The organism is Dyella sp. M7H15-1, assembly GCF_004114615.1.
In the GTDB taxonomy this organism is placed as follows: Bacteria; Pseudomonadota; Gammaproteobacteria; order Xanthomonadales; family Rhodanobacteraceae; genus Dyella_B.
The window spans coordinates 3,249,843-3,267,255 of sequence record NZ_CP035300.1 but is presented as its reverse complement, the minus strand read 5'-3'; the positions used below and the strand labels follow the sequence as shown (position 1 = coordinate 3,267,255).

At 59.1% G+C, this 17,413-nt stretch carries 17 protein-coding genes and 1 tRNA gene; 9 read left to right on the top strand and 9 right to left on the bottom strand.

From position 1 onward, the window contains the following. Window positions 1-9 precede the first annotated feature (9 nt). The 5 genes from EO087_RS14995 to EO087_RS14975 all read left to right on the top strand — a co-directional run bounded on the left by EO087_RS14995 (window position 10) and on the right by EO087_RS14975 (window position 3,890). Window positions 10-567 carry a nucleoside deaminase gene (locus tag EO087_RS14995; protein WP_128899984.1) on the top strand — a complete coding sequence of 186 codons (558 nt, stop codon included), beginning with the start codon at window positions 10-12 and terminating at the stop codon, window positions 565-567. Beyond that, on the top strand, window positions 564-1,298 hold the full coding sequence (locus EO087_RS14990; protein WP_128899566.1) for a VTT domain-containing protein: 735 nt from the start codon (window positions 564-566) through the stop codon (window positions 1,296-1,298). Before EO087_RS14995 ends, EO087_RS14990 begins: the two co-directional genes overlap by 4 nt. 379 nt (window positions 1,299-1,677) lie before the next feature. Further along, on the top strand, window positions 1,678-1,947 hold the full coding sequence (locus tag EO087_RS14985) for a hypothetical protein (RefSeq protein WP_205744386.1): 270 nt from the start codon (window positions 1,678-1,680) through the stop codon (window positions 1,945-1,947). Then, window positions 1,940-3,145, top strand: coding sequence for an AMP-binding protein (locus EO087_RS14980; RefSeq protein ID WP_128899565.1), 1,206 nt, complete (start codon window positions 1,940-1,942; stop codon window positions 3,143-3,145). The genes EO087_RS14985 and EO087_RS14980 overlap by 8 nt, the downstream gene beginning before the upstream one ends. Then, window positions 3,138-3,890: an SDR family oxidoreductase gene (locus tag EO087_RS14975; protein ID WP_128899564.1), complete on the top strand. Its 753-nt coding sequence runs from the start codon at window positions 3,138-3,140 to the stop codon at window positions 3,888-3,890. Before EO087_RS14980 ends, EO087_RS14975 begins: the two co-directional genes overlap by 8 nt. Window positions 3,891-3,923: 33 nt before the next feature. Here the strand turns inward: EO087_RS14975 and EO087_RS14970 are convergent. From EO087_RS14970 to mltB, 5 genes are all read right to left on the bottom strand, one after another. Beyond that, window positions 3,924-3,999 (bottom strand) — tRNA-Lys (locus EO087_RS14970). A 53-nt stretch (window positions 4,000-4,052) separates the two neighbouring features. Then, window positions 4,053-4,733 carry a 7-cyano-7-deazaguanine synthase QueC gene (gene queC / locus EO087_RS14965; RefSeq protein WP_128899563.1) on the bottom strand — a complete coding sequence of 227 codons (681 nt, stop codon included), beginning with the start codon at window positions 4,731-4,733 and terminating at the stop codon, window positions 4,053-4,055. 217 nt (window positions 4,734-4,950) lie between these two features. Further along, entirely contained in the window at window positions 4,951-6,198 is a 1,248-nt protein-coding gene (locus EO087_RS14960; protein WP_128899562.1) for a D-alanyl-D-alanine carboxypeptidase family protein, read from the bottom strand. An 80-nt stretch (window positions 6,199-6,278) separates the two neighbouring features. Continuing rightward, complete coding sequence (locus EO087_RS14955; protein ID WP_128899561.1) at window positions 6,279-7,187, bottom strand: septal ring lytic transglycosylase RlpA family protein; 909 nt, start codon at window positions 7,185-7,187, stop codon at window positions 6,279-6,281. Then, window positions 7,184-8,173 (bottom strand): lytic murein transglycosylase B, encoded by a 990-nt coding sequence (gene mltB / locus EO087_RS14950; RefSeq protein WP_128899560.1) that lies wholly within the window; start codon window positions 8,171-8,173, stop codon window positions 7,184-7,186. The genes EO087_RS14955 and mltB overlap by 4 nt, the downstream gene beginning before the upstream one ends. Window positions 8,174-9,106: 933 nt before the next feature. Here mltB and EO087_RS14945 point away from each other — a divergent pair. Next, on the top strand, window positions 9,107-10,612 hold the full coding sequence (locus EO087_RS14945) for a hypothetical protein (protein ID WP_128899559.1): 1,506 nt from the start codon (window positions 9,107-9,109) through the stop codon (window positions 10,610-10,612). A gap of 301 nt (window positions 10,613-10,913) precedes the next feature. On the opposite strand, the gene EO087_RS14940 is transcribed toward EO087_RS14945, so the two are convergent. From EO087_RS14940 to EO087_RS14925, 4 genes are all read right to left on the bottom strand, one after another. Then, entirely contained in the window at window positions 10,914-11,417 is a 504-nt protein-coding gene (locus EO087_RS14940) for a TPM domain-containing protein (RefSeq protein ID WP_128899558.1), read from the bottom strand. A gap of 1 nt (window position 11,418) precedes the next feature. After that, on the bottom strand, window positions 11,419-12,273 hold the full coding sequence (locus EO087_RS14935) for a YgcG family protein (RefSeq protein ID WP_205744495.1): 855 nt from the start codon (window positions 12,271-12,273) through the stop codon (window positions 11,419-11,421). A gap of 4 nt (window positions 12,274-12,277) precedes the next feature. Continuing rightward, window positions 12,278-12,898, bottom strand: coding sequence for a LemA family protein (locus tag EO087_RS14930; RefSeq protein ID WP_128899556.1), 621 nt, complete (start codon window positions 12,896-12,898; stop codon window positions 12,278-12,280). 202 nt (window positions 12,899-13,100) lie between these two features. Next, on the bottom strand, window positions 13,101-13,475 hold the full coding sequence (locus EO087_RS14925) for a diacylglycerol kinase (protein WP_128899555.1): 375 nt from the start codon (window positions 13,473-13,475) through the stop codon (window positions 13,101-13,103). Between the two features lie 251 nt (window positions 13,476-13,726). Between EO087_RS14925 and EO087_RS14920 the strand changes: the two genes are divergently transcribed. The 3 genes from EO087_RS14920 (at window position 13,727) to EO087_RS14910 (ending at window position 17,348) form a co-directional block, all read left to right on the top strand. Then, window positions 13,727-15,277, top strand: a complete 1,551-nt coding sequence (locus EO087_RS14920; protein WP_128899554.1) for an oligopeptide:H+ symporter — start codon at window positions 13,727-13,729, stop codon at window positions 15,275-15,277. A gap of 137 nt (window positions 15,278-15,414) precedes the next feature. Next, a complete protein-coding gene (locus tag EO087_RS14915; protein ID WP_128899553.1) occupies window positions 15,415-16,686 on the top strand; it encodes an ATP-binding protein in 1,272 nt (423 codons plus the stop codon). Between the two features lie 74 nt (window positions 16,687-16,760). Next, window positions 16,761-17,348 (top strand): response regulator transcription factor, encoded by a 588-nt coding sequence (locus EO087_RS14910; protein WP_128899552.1) that lies wholly within the window; start codon window positions 16,761-16,763, stop codon window positions 17,346-17,348. Window positions 17,349-17,413: the final 65 nt, after the last annotated feature.

The following is a 17,413-nucleotide window of genomic DNA, read 5'->3' as shown; positions in this document are numbered from 1 at the left end:
CTTCGCATGATGCTGCCGCTGCAGATCCACCTTACTCTCCCGCCCTGGATCGAAGAAGTGGCCGACACCCGGCCGCGCTATCTCACCGATGAGGAGCGGGTAGGTCTGGCGATCGAGCTGTCGCGGCGCAATATCCAGCACAGTACGGGTGGACCATTCGGCGCGGCTGTGTTCGACGAACATGGCCGGCTGATTGCCGCCGCGGCCAACCGTGTGATGCCGCAGGCTTGCTCCGTCGCGCATGCCGAGATGCTGGCCTACATGGCCGCCCAGCAGCGCCTGGCCAGCTACCGGCTCAACGAACATGGTGGCCACTACACCCTGGCCAGCAGTTCCCAGCCTTGCTGCCAATGCTATGGCGCCACGGTTTGGGCGGGTATCGACACATTGCTGATCGGCGCACGTGCCGAAGACGTGGAGGAACTTACGGAGTTCGACGAAGGTCCCCTGCCCGCTGACTGGGTCGGCGAGCTGGAACGCCGTGGTATCGCCGTGCGCCGGGATATCTTGCGCGACGACGCTCGCACCATACTGGCCACCTACGGTGCCACCGGGAGGAGCTATTGAACCGCCTGCGCGCTGCTCTGCCGCTACTGTTGCTTATCGCAGCAGGCATGGTGCTAGTCGCCTCTGGCGTATTCGACCGCATCCATCCGGAACAGCTTGTCGCGCATCAGCAAGAATTTCGCGCGCACATCAATGAAAACCCCTGGCTGAGCCGGCTGGTCTATATCGGCCTGCTGACGCTCGCGACGTGTACTGGCATTCCGGTCACCATCGTGCTGATCTTGGCCAGCGGATTCGCCTTTGGCGTGGTTGAGGGCACCACTTACTCCTCTATCGGCCTTACCTTGGGTTCGCTGATCCTGTTCCTCGCCAGCCGCTATGCCTTTGGCGCCGGCAGCAAGCACCCGCCTGCCATCGCGGACAAACTCCATCACGGCTTTGAACGCCACCCAGTGGTCTACACCCTGTTTCTGCGCCTGGTGCCAGTTGCCCCTTTTGGCCTTATCACAGTAGCGCTGGCCTGGCTGCGCTGCCCGTTCTGGTTGTTCCTGGGCGCCACGTGGATCGGCGGCACCATCATGCTGGCCTTTGAGACATCCATAGGTGCAGGCCTTGGGCATGCGCTGAGCCATGGTCAGCAGTTCGGATTCAACCTGATCTTCGAGCCCAGTGTGATCGCTCCGCTGGGTGTACTAGCCCTGCTGTCGCTGGTGCCGCTGGCGCTGGAGCGGCTCAAGTCGCGCTGGCATCCGTCGACGTCGCACTCAGATAACGCTGGGAACCAGTCCTGATTACCCAATACCTTGGGTCGGGAAACTTGCGTCATGCCGCGTAGGTAAAAAAGCAGTTGACCGACGCCGTTTGACCTGCATCACGCTTCCATCATCGGACAAGACGCTCGACACGCCAGTCACAGAAAAATCACGACGCTTTTCTAGCGATATTGCCATGTTGATGAAGCGTATCCATAGGTACGTGAATGCGGCGATTGCAACGAAATTTGCGAATACCGCCAGGCGTCGTGCATGACGTCGAACGTGCATAACTTAACGATTATCGCTTCATGACGCTCCGCCGCTGCTAGATCGCCACCGCAGAACGATTTGCGAGTCTTCTTCACAGTGTCGATATTCGCTTACACGGATGTGCATAAATGCGGGAGGCAAACCGATGACGAGGGAAGAGTTACGCGAGATCGTGCAACGTGTTCATGCCCAATCCAAGGGAACCGGTATTGTGCCAGCGCTCTTGCATGATGACGTGAAGCTGGCTGAAATCGGTTTCCAGTCGCTTGATATCTCCGAAGCAGCGATGTTGGTGGAAGACGAGATCGGCCGCGAGTTGAACTTCGATGCCGCCCCCATGCGCCAGATGGAGACCGTGGGGGCTCTGCTGGATTTCTTTCTGCAACAAATTGCGCAGGTACCTGCTCATGGATGAACTGGCCGGCCTTGACAACAGGCTTATTACACGGGGATTTCGCGGCTGCTGGCAGGAATTGCCGCCACTCGAACGTCCCACCGTAGCCGCTTGCCTGGTATCGAACCAGTACCTGGGCCTGCGCGCGCTGTACGGTCACGTCCGTACAGCGCCATTGGAAACGTTGATCGCCGAACCGCGTCGACTGGACACCAGCAGCCAGCGCGAACTGCGCCACGCAGGCTTCGCCTTAGTCGACGCAGACGCCCAGACCACGCAATCGCCGTTCACGTTACGCGACCCCACACCCGGCCTGCTATGGCTATCGACCAGCGGCAGCACGGGACGTCCCAAACGCGTGCCGCATCGATTCGGCACACTGATGACGCACCTCTCCAAGCAACCACCACGGCGATGGCTATGTGCCTATTCACCCGGCACTTACGCATGGTGGCAATTGGTGTCGCTCGCATTGACACAACCCGGGCAAGACTTGGTACTGCTGGAACCGGACGATCGCCCAGTCTGGCCGCTGATTGCCGAACGGGAGGGTGTCACTGCCGTATCCGGCACGCCCACGTTCTGGTGGCGCGCCGTACTGCATTACTGGGACCGATTGTCGCACCTGCCCATCGAACATATTGCACTTGGCGGCGAACCGGTGCCGCAAATACTGCTGGACCGGCTGCACGAAGCCTTGCCTCGAGCGCATGTGTGGTGGACATACGCATCGACCGAGCACGGCGCGTCCATCATCGTTCGCGACGGACGCGCGGGATTCCCCGCAACATGGCTGCAGCAACGCCTGCCCGGACAGCGTGCCCTACGCATCGTCGATGGCGAACTATGGATCGAGACCTGTCCCGGTTCGCAGCACTTCAGCGCCACCGGCGACCGCGCAGTAATCGTAGGCGAACGAGTGTTGTTGCCGGGACGCGTTTGCGCGGACGAAATCCAGGTAGGCGGCGCCAAGATTGCCGCTTCGGTGATCCAACAGGTTTTATTGCAGCACCCGGCGGTAGCTTGGGCACACCTGAGCCCACGGCGCTCGTCGCTGGTGGGACAGATACCCGTGGCCGAGGTAGTCTTGCAGACACTGGTAGATACGGCGGAATTACGCCAATGGTGTGCGGCGCGCTTGCCCGACTACGGCGTGCCGCGAGGCTTCCGCATCCTCGCCCATATCCCGGAAACCCTGACGGGCAAGAGCCATGTATGAGCCTCCTGCGCCGACAGTGCCGCCTGCCTCTGCCGTACTCGTGACCGGCGGCTCGCGCGGACTCGGCTTGGCCGTGGTGCGCGAGCTGCTTCAAAACGGCGTTCGCGTCGCCACATTTGCCAGAACGATGAGCGAAGAACTCCAGCAATTGCAACAGGAGTTCGGCGAGTGGCTGTTCGCCGCCTGCGTCGACGCCAACCATATGCACGCAGTGAATCGCTTCATGCTGGATGCTTCCGAAAGGTTGGGATCACTGGACGGCCTGATCTGCAACGCGGCGGTCGGACAAGATTCCCTGCTATGCCACACCTCGACGGAAACGATCGCCGCCCTGATCGGCAGCAACCTGACCCATCCGCTATGCCTAATCCGCAGCTTCGCGCGCAAGCTGCTACATGCGCGCAGACCCGGCCGGATCGTCACGATCACCTCGATAGCTGCGCGTCGCACCTATCCAGGCTTGGCCGTCTATGCTGCCACCAAGGCAGGCATGGAGGCGGCCACACTCGTGCTCGCCCACGAAGCGCGCGGTCGCATCCTGGTCAATTGTGTAGCACCGGGTTTCTTCGAGTCGGACATGTCCGCGCCACTGGGCTCCGCGCAGCGCGCCAGTATCGCGCGCAGAACCGTCACCGGCCGACTGATGAAGCCTCAGCACGTCGTCCCTGTGATTCGCATGCTGATGCTTGATGCGATCGACATGAATGGCCAGGTGATCGTGGTGGATGGCGGCGCGCGGGCTTGAGCTGTATTTGCAACAGCCAGATGGGTCTGCAATTGGTGGGCCGTGACAGATTCGAACTGTCGACCAATAGATTAAAAGTCTACTGCTCTACCGACTGAGCTAACGGCCCGGAAGAAAATTAGCTGACCATTTTATGGCCTTAGCGCCTCAGGCACAAGTAAATCAGGCATATCGGGTGGGATCGGGCAACCCAGCTTCGCGAAAACCCTGGGTCCGCAGGCGGCAAGCATCGCAATGACCGCAGGCGCGGCCTTCGGCATCGGCCCGATAGCAACTAACGGTGACAGCGAAATCGACGCCCAGGCGCTGGCCTTCGCGCGCAATATCAGCCTTGCTCATGACCATCAGCGGTGCATGGATACGGATGTCCGCGCCTTCCACGCCGACTTTGGTGGCGACGTTGGCCAGGCGCTCGAAAGCCTCGATGAAGGCAGGGCGGCAATCGGGATAGCCGGAATAATCCACGGCATTGACGCCGCACCAGATATCGGTGGAACCGAGTACTTCGGCCCAGCCCATGGCAATCGACAGCATGATGGTGTTGCGCGCCGGCACGTAGGTGACAGGGATACCTTCGCCACCTTGTTCTGGCACATCGATATCGGCGGTGAGGGCCGAGCCGCCGATGCTGCGTAAATCGACATAGACGGTTTTGTGCCTGACCGCGCCGAGCATCTGCGCCACGCGCTCAGCAGCTTCCAGTTCGGAATGGTGGCGCTGGCCATAGGCCACGCTCAAGGCATGAACCTGATAACCCTGCTCACGAGCGATAGCGATGGTGACGGCGGAATCCATGCCGCCGGAAACTAGCACGACGGCCTTGCGGAGAGTTGTTGCTGACATGGTTTGGTTCCAACACTTTGAAACGACCGGTCACCGGCCGGAAGACGCTACCGGCGACACAGATCAGTGCGTATGAAAAACGCGACGAACGCATAATCACTTGGGCTCACCCTTGCTCATCAAATCGACGGTGGACCGTTTTACTCTTCTCCACTGGCCCGTGAGCCCTTACCAGGCGAGGGCGAATCCATGCATGTGATTATGAGAACCGGAGCGCTCACTTCTTGCCGCTGCCGTGGAACCACAACAGGATGCTGTCCCATAGGCGCTTGAAAAAACCGCCCTGCGGCGCATCGTTCATCGCCACCAGCGGCACGTCGAGCACCGGATGACCGTCTTCGGTGACGTGCAGTGTGCCCACTTGCTGCCCCTTTTTGAACGGAGCGATCAGCGTGGACGGGATGTCCATGGTCGCCTTGAGCTTGTCGTAGTCCCCGGTTTTCACAGTCACCAGCACATCTTGCTCAACACCGAGCGGGATCTGGTCCTCTTCACCTTTCCACAGGCGCGGCGTGGCCAGCGGCTTGCCGGCTTCGTAGAGCTTGTGGGTTTCGAAGAAGCGGAATCCGTAGTTAAGCAGCGCCATCGCTGCATTGGCGCGCGTCTTCTCACTGCTGGAACCCATGACGATGGCGATCATGCGCTGGTCACCACGCTTGGCCGATGCGTCGAGGCAAAAGCCTGCTTCGGAGGTGTGGCCGGTCTTCACGCCATCCACGCTGGGGTCACGCCACAGCAACGTGTTGCGGTTGCCCTGCTTGATGCCGTTCCACTCGAATTCCTTGATCGCGGAGATCGCGTAGTCTTCGGGATAGTCGTGGATCAGCGCGCGAGTAAGGATCGCGATGTCATGCGCAGTGGTGTAGTGGTTGTCGACTGGATAGCCCGACGCATTCACGAAGTGGGTGTTCACCATGCCCAATTGCTTGGCATAGGCGTTCATGAGGTTGGCAAAGGTCTCTTCAGAACCGGCGGTGTGTTCGGCCAGCGCAATGGCGGCGTCGTTACCGGACTGGATGATCATGCCGTACAACAGATCTTTCAGCGGCACCTGGCTGTTGAGTTTGAGAAAGCTGGTGGAACCATCCGTGCCCGCACCGCCGGAGCGCCATGCATGCTCGCTGATGGTGACCTGATCGGTGAGATGAATTTTGCCTGCGGCGATCTGCGCGGAGATCACGTAGTCGGTCATCACTTTAGTGATCGAAGCCGGCACGAGGCGAGCATCCTCTTCCTTGGAGGCGAGGATCTGCCCAGTGGCATAATCCATCAGCACCCATGCCTTGCCGTCCACATCCGGCGGTGGCGGCACCGGCACCTGTACCGCGGCGGGGTTTGCGGGCGCGTTGGGGACCGGCTTGGGTGGCAGCGCGTCGGGCTTGGGTGTCTGCTGCGCAATGGCGCTGGCGCCGAATACCAGGGCGGCAGCGGCAATAACGTATAGGGGACGGCGGAACAAATTCATCGTGGGCTTACATCCGTTTTTGCTTTAGATCTCGGCGCGTGTGACGCCGCTAAAAGAGGGAGTACTCAAAAAGAGAACGCTCAGTCTACCGCGACCTGCGGGTGTGGTAGGCCCATTTGATCGATCTGGGAAGTCACCCGGTCAGCGGTATCCACATTGGCCAGGGGCCCCACTCGTACGCGATGCACGAGCCTGCCAGCAATGGTGGCATCTACCACCTGCACCGGAGCGAAATTCGCCACGCGCAACTGGGCAGCCACTTTCTGGGCATTGACAGGGTCGGCAAAGGCCCCCACCTGCAGATAAATACCCGGAGGCGGCGTCAAGGGCGTCACCACTGGCGGTGGCGGGGATGCTTGCTGAGCCGGGGCGGAAGGATCGATGCCCTGCACTTCCACCAGGCCAGTGCCCTTGGGCCACACGCCGATCTTCACGGCTGCGGCATAAGAAAGATCAATGATGCGGTCTTCGCGAAACGGCCCGCGATCGTTGATGCGCACGACGACACTCTTGCCATTCTGCAGATTGGTCACTCGCGCGTAGCTGGGTAGCGGTAGCACCTTGCTGGCCGCGGTGAACTGGTACATGTCGTAGTCCTCGAGATTCGAGGTCTTGTAGCCGTGAAATTTGCTGCCGTAGAACGAGGCGATGCCGCGCTCGTCGTAACCTCGCGCGCTTGGCAACACGGCATAGGTTTGACCCAGCACGGTGTAGGGTGACTTGTTGCCGTAAAGCGAACGCGATTCGACCTTCGGCACCGGCTCGGGCAGGTTGCTCAGATCGGGTGGCGGACCACCCGGCACGCTGTCGCTGCTGCTGCGATAGCGGCTGCTCTGCGGTCGGCGGGTGTCGTCAGAGGCGCCGGAGGCATAGTTGCTGGAACTGCCGCCGCGCGACGACGAAGACGGCCGCGTGCTGCGATGGCCACCGCAGCCGACCAGCACCCACGTGATCGCGAGCAACCAGGTCAGGCGCCAGGCTGCCCTCATTGCGTGAAGCGCTCCTGTGCGTTCACGCCTTCGGTGATGGCCTGCGCGAGCTGGTTCACCGCCATCGCATACATCGGGCTGCGGTTGTAGCGAGTGATCACGTAGAAGTTCTGGAAGGTGAACCAATACTCCGGACCATGGAGCCCCTGGAAGGTCTGTAAGCTGCTGCTGGCCCCTGGATCGAGGTGCTGCACCGGTGCATACCCCCAGGCTTCGAGCTGCTCGATGGTCCATTGCGGCGTGGAGTCTTTAACGGTGAGTGGCTTGGCGGCGGCATCCGGCTGCGCACGCGCTGCCACCGTGCCGCCAGTGACCCAGCCATGCTTGGCGAAATAGTTGGCAACGCTGGCCAGGATATCCGGCATGGAATTCTGCAGATCGATGCGGCCATCGCCGTCTTCATCCACGGCAAAGTCTCGAATGCTGCTGGGCATGAACTGCCCCCAGCCCTGCGCGCCAGCATAAGAACCCGTAAGCGCGTCGACAGGACTGGCAAGGTGGTTGTCAGGCAGTTCCAACAGCGTCTTCAGCTCACCGCGAAAAAAAGCGGCTCGCGGCGGGTAATACAAGCCCAGCGTCACCAGCGCATCGAGCACCTTGTACTTACCGGTGTTGCGACCATAGAAGGTTTCCACACCAAGAATCGCGACGAGATACTCCGGGTCAACGCCGTACTTTTTGCCGATCTGTTCCAGCAGTGCCTGATGATCGAGGTAGAACCGCACGCCTGCGTCAATACGCGCCTGGGTGAGGAAAATCTGGCGATATTCACTCCACGGCTTCGCTTCGGCCGGACGACTGATCGCATCGAGAATGCCTTGCTGCCGCTTCGCGCCATCGAGCAAAGCGTTCAAGGTGGCCGGATTCTTGCCAGTGTCTTTCGCCACTTCGCTGACCAGTTGCATCTGGCCGGGATGCTCGGCCCAGGCGGCTATCGGCGCGATGAAGCAAAGTGCTAAAAGTAGAAACTTAATCCGCTCTTTCATGCCGAAAGCGTAGCATGTTGTAAAAATCTGATGGTCTCCGAAGACGGCTATCGGCAAGACCAGGCCAACCCTTCCCAGTCCATTGCCCCTCTGCTCATACAGGCAGCCAAAGCTACGCCTACTACTACGACCTCTACGCCACCCTGGACAACGCGCAAAACCCCGGTGTTGCTGCAGCCGCGAGGTTGTGGTGGTGAACGCGCAGGGTCGAAAAGTGAGCGCTGTGGAGACGAACGAGAGTGAACTGCCCGCGACGTACCGAAACGCATGAGATGAGATCGAAAGTCGGGCTGGGGACGAGCCTGATGAGCAAAAGCAGACAGCTAACGGGAATGTGGGTCTTCTGGCCTCCGTATTCAGGCAGCGTGACCGAGGTACAAGCTTCAACACGGAACGCAGGAGACCACGATGCGAAGGGAACGGTACAACCGGACAAGGGAGGCCAAGTACCGATGCACATCGTCGGACGGTTTGCTCTCGCTCATCTTCCCAACACGTACCTGCCACTTTACGGTGACTTTTCCCGATTGCTCACCACCGCGCCTTTTGAACGCCGCGGCATCGGGCGGTTTGAAGCCTGCTCCTGCAAGCCGACTTCGAGAGGCCCTCTCTCATCTTTGATACAGCATCACAAGCTTGCGCTCGTGTTCGTGACACACCAAAACCGGGGGATTACCTCATGCCGAGCTAGGTGTGATGGGAGCGGATTTCGGTGTGATGGTGGGGCAAGCCAAACAGAGTCATGACACCACTTTCACGGACCCAGGGATACTTTCTTTAGGAATGAGAGCCAGACATCAGCTGGGATGCAAATCCCTGCATCGGGAGACCATCACGAAGCTAGGATTGCCATCCCAACATTGGCCTTGCAAGGCGTCATCCATATGCCGTCGGTGTGCGGTGCTGTCACTTTTCCTAATGTGTCTTCTCTCCATGCCAAACGCACAATCCCTTGCATGGGCTAAATCTGGCTCATCAACATTACCTGCATCCGGCAAGAACAATCCGCACTGCAGTAGTGCCGCTATTCAAACGGAAAGCGGCAATCTATTGGCCATGCCCAACTCGCTATTTTCGAACACGCAATACCAACAAGGCAATTCCGCATGGACACCGAAGCTGATTCGCTTCAGGCTCATCGCCTCAGGTTCTCCGGTCGAAGGTTGCCTGGTAAAAATTCATCCGGCCGCAGGCAATGATGGCCATTTCTACTACGAGCATGGGCAGCCGCCTGTCTCTGACTCAAACGGCTATGTATCCGGTTGGTGGATTGCAGGAACCAATCCGCTACCCAAGCTTGTAGCAGAAATTCCGGGAAGCAGCCAAAAGGTCGAATTGAATGGCATCGTTTCGGACATCAATTTCAGAAACCTGGCGCCGGCACCTTACTTGCTCTATGGACTTGATGGCAACAAAACATGGACAAGATTCCTGGTCAGCGTCACGCCGATAGCATCTGCGCCGATGACCTTTTTTCAGGTTGCGAACTGGAACGGCGGATATTTTGGATTGCAACAAACCGGACCGTCAACGAATCCAGAAAATAAAAAGATTATCTTTACGATATGGAATCGCGGCACTGGTGTAGCGCATCTCATCGAAGGCCCCAGCGAGTACTGCAAGGAGCACATGGATTCGGCCGAGGGATCATTCATGCAATGCTTTCAGGACTACAATTGGGACACCGAAAAAACATATGCGTTTGAGATTGAAGCGCGCCATACGATACCCGACAACATAGACTTCGCACTGACCATCAATGGTGCGACGTATGCCGTCATCCGTGTTCCTGCGCCGTCCGATTACTATCCAACAACGCCTGCCGCATTCTTGGAGCAATATGCGGATGACCAATATTCCTGTGCAGCCTCGGAAGAGCGTAGCGCGATCTTCTCTTCCATCTACAAAATGGCGCCGGGAGGCGAGCACATCGAAGCCGTGGAGGAAGGTTACTTCTCCAGGCCCTACGACCCCGGCTATGGCCACGGCTCACTATGTTTCAACTACGATTACGGCGATACCGACCTACTAGCCGTGCCCAAGGAGCAGCGCATTCATGGTTTCTTTCTGAGTACAGGCGGAAATCGTTTCATCGGCGAGCCTGCTGATGGTGCGGTGAGCAGGCTAAACGCCCACCTGAGTCTCAACAATCCTTACGAATACATAACCACTCAACAGGAAATGGACCGCATTGCGGCCGACCCCAACTATCTGGATGAAAAATTCCTTCGTGGCTATCGCGTTAGTGTGCGAACCAGCGATGGCAATTGGACTCGTGAAATCATCTTGCCGGCACACAGCAGGGAGAAAGCAAAATTCAATTTGATTGTGCAATCTCAATACCCGGTTCAACTGACCTATGGCAACAAGTCACATGAAATCGCTCGTGGAACGACGGTAAACCTTGTATTCAACAATGGCCGGTGGACAGAACAATAATCACGATTTATGAAATGAACAAAAAGGGAAAAACGGGACAATGGCAGCACGTTATTGCGCTATAACTCACCAAGGTTTGACCTACGAATAAATTCGACGCAAAAGCCGTCCTGATTCGTTCCAGAGTTCAGCTGATAAGGCTGAGGAACCGGCTTGATACAGCCACTATTAGTGGCTCCACTGATGGTGCGTGTTCGCACCCTACAAATTTGGCTGAACCCCGCATGGCAGTTGGCTTACGAGTCGAAGGCAGCTGAACTTCGGAACGAATCAGGAAAGCCGTTGGTAAAAAGCTTGGAGATCAAAGCAATACCGGCTGATCTGGCAACTCATCCGGCCGAGCCTTGCCATGACTCGGGAAATGCGTCGCCAGCAAGGCATGCACTTCGGTAATGCCATGCAACACGCCCGTACGCCATTGTCCTGCGGCAAAGCTTTCCTGCATCGCCGTGCAGATCGACGTCCACTCTTCCGGCTTCACCCGCCGTGCTATGCCGCGATCAGCAACAATTTCGATGCGGTGCTCGGCCATCAGCAAATAAAGCAGCACACCGCAGTTGTGCTCGGTATCCCACACACTAAGCTGGCCAAACACCTGCCGCGCGCGTGTCTGCGCATCGAGCCCCGCCCACACGTCCAGTGCGGAAAGTCTCGATTCAATGGCCAAACGCAACTCGCCCAGATGGCTATGTTCGCCGTCGGCAATCGCCGCCGTGATGTCATCGAGCAGTTCGGGCGGAAAGCGCCGATGCAACTGGAACCAGCCGTCAAAGAGGTTTGCGAACAGTCGTTGCGATATGGACATGTCACCAGCTCCCTGATGCACCGCCGCCGCCAAAGCTGCCGCCACCGCCACTGAATCCCCCGCCGCCGAAGCCGCCGCCACCGAATCCACCCCAGCCACCGCCGCCGATGGAACGTCCGGCTCCCGCCGGCAACAACATCAGCAAGCCACCGACGACGCCACCGAAAATTCCGACACCTGCTGAGGCCAGCATCCACAGCAGGCCGCCCACCACAAAACCGCCCATCGGCACGCGCACCAGTGCTGGTGCACGCGCGAAAACGCCACGCATGAACAGCACAGCAAAGATGGCGAGGAAGAACAGGCCTTGCAGATCGACGCCACGGTGCTCGACTTCATTGCCACGCACCGGCGGTGGCAAGGGCTCCCCGTTGATGAGCTGTGTCAGCGCACCCACAGCATCGTTGATGCCTCCCGCGTAATCGCTGATGCGAAACTTCGGCGCGATGTATTCGCGGATGATGCGTGCGCAGGCTGCGTCGGGTATCGCGCCTTCCAATCCGTAACCCACTTCGATGCGCACCTGCCGATCATTCTTGGCGATCAGCAGCAACACGCCATCGTCGACACCGTTGCGACCAAGCTTGTTCTGCTCGGCGACGCGCAGGGAGTAATCGTCGAAGTCATCAGGCTGAGTGGTTCCCACCATCAGCACTACCAGCTGCGCGCCCTTCTGCTTTTCCAGTGCGGTGAGCTGCGCGTCGAGCTGATCGACCTGCTGCGAAGTCAGTGTGCCGGTGAGATCGGTGACGTGCCGCGCAAGCGTCGGCACTGGCGGCAAATCATCGGCGTGCAGCGGCCACGGCGATAGCAAGGCTATCGCCAACAGCATCCACAGGCACACCCAGCGCCGCATCATATCAGTGTGCCGAGGCAGCAGGCGCCGGATTGGCTGGTGCGGAATTGCCGAAATCGACGGTCGGCGCGGTGGAGGTCGCTTTTTCGTTCTCGACCGTGAAGTTCGGCTTGGGCTGATAGCCAAACATCTTCGCAGTGAGGTTGTTCGGGAAGGTGCGGATCATCGTGTTGTACTGCTGCACCGCCTGGATATAGCGGTTGCGTGCTACGGTGATGCGGTTCTCCGTGCCTTCGAGCTGCGCCTGCAGGTTCTGGAACAGGCCATCGGCCTTCAGGTTCGGATAGTTTTCGCTGACCGCCATGAGACGGGACAGTGCTCCGGTCAACTGCCCCTGCGCAGCTTGGAATTTCGCCAGCGACTCCGCATCGTCGGCATTGATCTGGATGCTACCTACGCGCGAGCGGGCATCGGTCACTTCGGTGAAGACCTTCTCTTCATGCGTGGCATACCCTTTCACGGTATTCACCAGGTTGGGTACGAGGTCGGCGCGGCGCTGGTACTGGTTGAGCACTTCAGACCATTGCGCCTTGACCGCCTCATCCTGCTTCTGAATCGAGTTATAGCCGCAGCCTGACAATGCAACGACCAACAGCATCAACAGCGCCAAATGGACAATTTTCATTGGAGTACTCCTTTCCAGTACGGGGTCATTGCAGCATCAGGATTACACAGATGCAATCTCTTACGGACAACAAACAATCCTTTTCCTACGACCTAAAATGCAACGAAGCCCATAAGCTAACGACCAAGCGGAGCGGACCCCATACGCCTAACTTGGGGTAGGTCGGGCTGGGGTTCGCTTCGCTTGCTACCGGCCACGGCAGTTAGAACCAACGCGGGCCCAGGATCAGCCCCCAGCTCAGCGCCACCAGCACCAGCAGCATGAATACCGCCGCCGAGCCCATGTCCTTGGCGCGACCGGCCAGCTCATGAAATTCCGGGCTGACTTTGTCCACGACGGCCTCGATGGCGGAATTGAGCAATTCCACCGACAACATCAGAATCACCGGCGAGATCAGCGCGATCTTTTCCAGCGCCCCGTGCCCCGCCCACAAACCGACCGGCACCAGAATGACAGTGAGCATGGCCTCAAGCCGGAACGAAGCCTCGTGGCGCCAGCCGGCGCGCAGCCCGCTCATCGACCAGAGGAAGGCGCGCCAGAGCTGGCGCGGCTCGCCCCGAAATCCACTACCAGGCATGGTAGGAATGGCAAGTCGCCAAGGGAGTTACAGCGTTTTTCGGCATAGCGGGCGAAGCTCCCGAGGGCGGTCACAAGCGCGACATGATGCCACAAGCCGCACGCCCTTCCCCGGCGCCCGCAGGATTTTGCATGCCGCACTGCAACTTCAAGTTGATGACGAATGGGTTACCCTTCGCCGGTTGCGTCCGTCCCAAAGGGCGCAAAAACAGGTCACTACGACCTTGGTAGTACACGTTTATGGAATACCACATGGCAACTCAGACTCGCCCCTTTTCACAAACCCGCTCGTTCAGCACGGTCTTCCTGATCGAAATGTGGGAGCGCTTCGGCTTCTACGGCATGCAGGTGTTGATGGTCACCTACATGATGAAGAAGCTGGGCTTCGTCGATACCCAGGCCAATTTGGTCTGGGGCGCCGCCGCGGCGCTGATTTACGCCACGCCCGCCATCGGCGGCTGGGTCGGCGACAAACTGCTTGGTACCCGCCGCACCATGCTGATGGGCGCAACCATCCTGGCGTTGGGCTACGCCATGCTATGGATACCTTCCAATGATGCCTACATGACCTACGCCGCCCTCGGCGTGATTGTAGTGGGCAACGGTTTCTTCAAACCGAATGCCGGCAATCTGGTGCGCAAGATCTACGAGGGCGATGAAACCCGCATCGACAGCGCCTTCACCATTTACTACATGGCGGTGAACATCGGCTCGATGATCTCGATGACCGCCACGCCGCTTATCCGCGACGTGGTGGCAGCGGATTACGGCGACTCAATGGGTTGGCACACCGCTTTTGGCGTCTGCTCGATCGGCCTGATCCTGGGCCTGATCAATTACTCTATGATGAGCCGCACACTGAAGCATATCGGCTCTCCCGCGGACAACCGTCCGGTCAATCTCAAACACCTGCTCACCGTGCTGGCCGGCGGCGTCGCCATGGTGTTCGCATCCGCATTCATCCTACAAGACCAGGGCATTGCCAAACTCTGCGTTTACGCAGCCGGCATCGTGATTCTCGGCATCTTCGTGCACCTTATCCGCAGCAGCCAGCCCAGTGAACGTGCCGGATTAATCGCTGCACTGGTACTGACCGTGCAGACGATCTTCTTCTTCATTTTCTATGCGCAGATGGCCACGTCACTGAATCTGTTTGCGCAGCGCAACGTCGACCTGTCTTTCGACGTGTTCGGCGTGCATCTGTTCAACTGGATTCCCGAGCAGTACCAGAACTTGAACGCCATCTGGATCGTGATCCTCAGCCCGGTGTTGGTTTTCATCTATAACTCGCTCGGCCGCGTCGGCAAGGATCCTTCGGTTGCGGCGAAGTTTACCTGGGGTTTCGCGGCCGTGGCGCTGGGCTTTTTCATGTATGGCTTCGGCGCGGTCTGGGCGGTGAACGGCCAGGTGTCGTCGTGGGTGATGATCTGGGGTTACGGCCTGTACTCACTCGGCGAACTACTGGTGAGCGGCCTTGGCCTGGCCATGATCGCCCGCTACGTGCCCGCGCGCATGGGCGGTTTCATGATGGGCGCGTACTTCGTTGCAGTGGGTATTTCGCAGTACCTGGGCAGCGTTGTGGCGAACATTGCCCACATCCCCGAAGATCTTACCGATCCGCTGCAGTCGCTCACGATCTATACGCACCTGTTCAACATCCTTGGCTTCGTGGGCATCGGCTGCACTGCGCTGGCCGTCATCATGCTACCGCTGATGAATCGCCTTTCCGCCAGTCATTCCGGCGCGGCGACGAATCACAACCCGTTGCCCGCCGTGCGCAGCGAAGAATTCGACACGCCCTAATGCTTCAAGCCCCCCTCCCCTGCTCGCGGGGGAGGGTTGGTGCAGGATTATTCACGCTTGCGCTGAAGTGGGTGGGTGCAACACCCTCCACACCTCCCCGTCGATAGCGGGATGAAGACAAACCTGTTCACGCGCTTATGCCCCCTCACCAGCTCAAACAACCCATCGGGCCTTTTGCACTGACGCGCACCCTTGTCTGGCTGCGCCTGTGCGCCATTACCGGCCAGAGTATCGCCGTGATGATCTGCTCCTGGTGGATGCGGATCGACATTCCCACCCTCTCGCTGCTCCTCGGCATCGACCTGCTCGCCGTCTTTGCAGTGTTCGCCGCCTGGCGTATCAGCCAGCCCTGGCCAGTGCGGGAATGGGAAACGGTGTGTCATGTTGTCACAGATACGCTGATACTGGGCTATCTGCTCTACTTCACCGGCGGCGCCAGCAACCCCTTCGTTACCCTGTTACTGGTGCCCATCGCGCTGAGTGCCGCGGCACTCTCAGTGCGTGCCATACTTTCCGTCGCAGTCATCGCTGGCGCCGCCTACTTCGTCGTGTTGCGCTGGTACGTGCCCTTGCCGATGAATGCGCTGACGGGTGCCGACCACGGTTTCTCGCTGCATGTGGCCGGCATGGGCGTGAACTTCGCCATCACGGCCGTGCTGCTTGGCTTCTTCATCAACCGTCTGGCGACTGCCGTGCGCATGCAGCAACTGGAAGTGCAGCGTGTGCGCGAGCGCGCCTTGCGCGACGAAGGCATCCTGGCCATGGCCACGCAAGCCGCCGGTGCCGCGCACGAACTCAACACACCATTGTCGACCATGCGTACCCTGCTACCGGAACTACGGCGCGAACATGCCGGCGATGCTGCGTTGGCTGAAGATCTTGAACTGCTGGAAGGCCAGGTCGAACGCTGTCGCACCATCCTGCGCGAGATGGTGGCATTCGGCAAAACTCAGTTATCACAGGAGCCAGAGCGACTGAAACTCCAGGCATTCATTCACCACTTCATCGAACGTTTCAAGCTGCTGCGCCCGGAAGCCGAACTTGAACTACTCGTATCATCAGCGCTCGAACCGCTGGTGTTGCGCACCCCACCTGGCCTGCGGCACGCCTTGATCAATCTGCTCAACAACGCTGCCGACGCCTCGGTGATGCGTGATTCCAACAGCGTTGAACTGGAAGTCCGCCGCGATGGTGACTGGCTGGAATGGATCGTGCGCGATCACGGTCCAGGCTTTACGCCGAGTGGCGCAACGGCTTCGATTGGTGAAAGCGGCAAGCAAAGTGGCCTGGGTATCGGCTTGGCGCTGGCCGAAGCCACGGCCGAACGATTGAATGGTGAATTGATCGCCGTCAATACCGAACATGGTGCGGAGATGCGACTGCGGTTGCCATTGTCGATGATTGCCTGACCGCAGGCTCGCATGCCTGCATGCGGCCATCAAATGCGGCAAAATAGGCGGGCGAATACGACCGGTAGCAGCAAATGATCCACCCGAACCAGGCAAGCAGCACACGTTCACTGTTGATCGTGGATGACGACGCCACCTTTGTACGCGTACTCAGCCGTGCCCTCACCTCCCGCGGTTTCGACGTCATCTCCACCAGCCGCGCCGATGAAGCCCGTACCCTCTCACGCCGCCACCAGCCACGCCATTGTGTGCTAGACCTCAAGCTGAGCGAGGAAAACGGCCTGCGCCTGATTCCGGAACTACACGAGCTGGTACCGGACATGCGCATCCTGCTGCTCACCGGCTACGCCTCGATCGCCACGGCCGTCGAAGCCATCAAGCGTGGCGCGCATGATTACCTGTCCAAACCCGTCGACGCCGACGTGGTGGTTCGTGCCCTGCTTGACGGCGACAGCGCACAACATGTCGACGACGAAGTCATCGATGCACCCGAAGCGCCACTTGCATTGCGCCGTCTGGAATGGGAACACATCCAGCGCGTACTCACTGAATGCGAAGGCAATATCTCCGAAACCGCGCGCCGGCTCGGCATGCATCGCCGCACACTGCAGCGCAAGTTGAGCAAGCATCCGGTGCGGGAGCGGCCCGAGCAATCGCTGTGATCATCATGTTGCCCTTGCCATTAAGGCAACGCCATGCGTTAGCGTGCATGGAGACCATTCCGTCG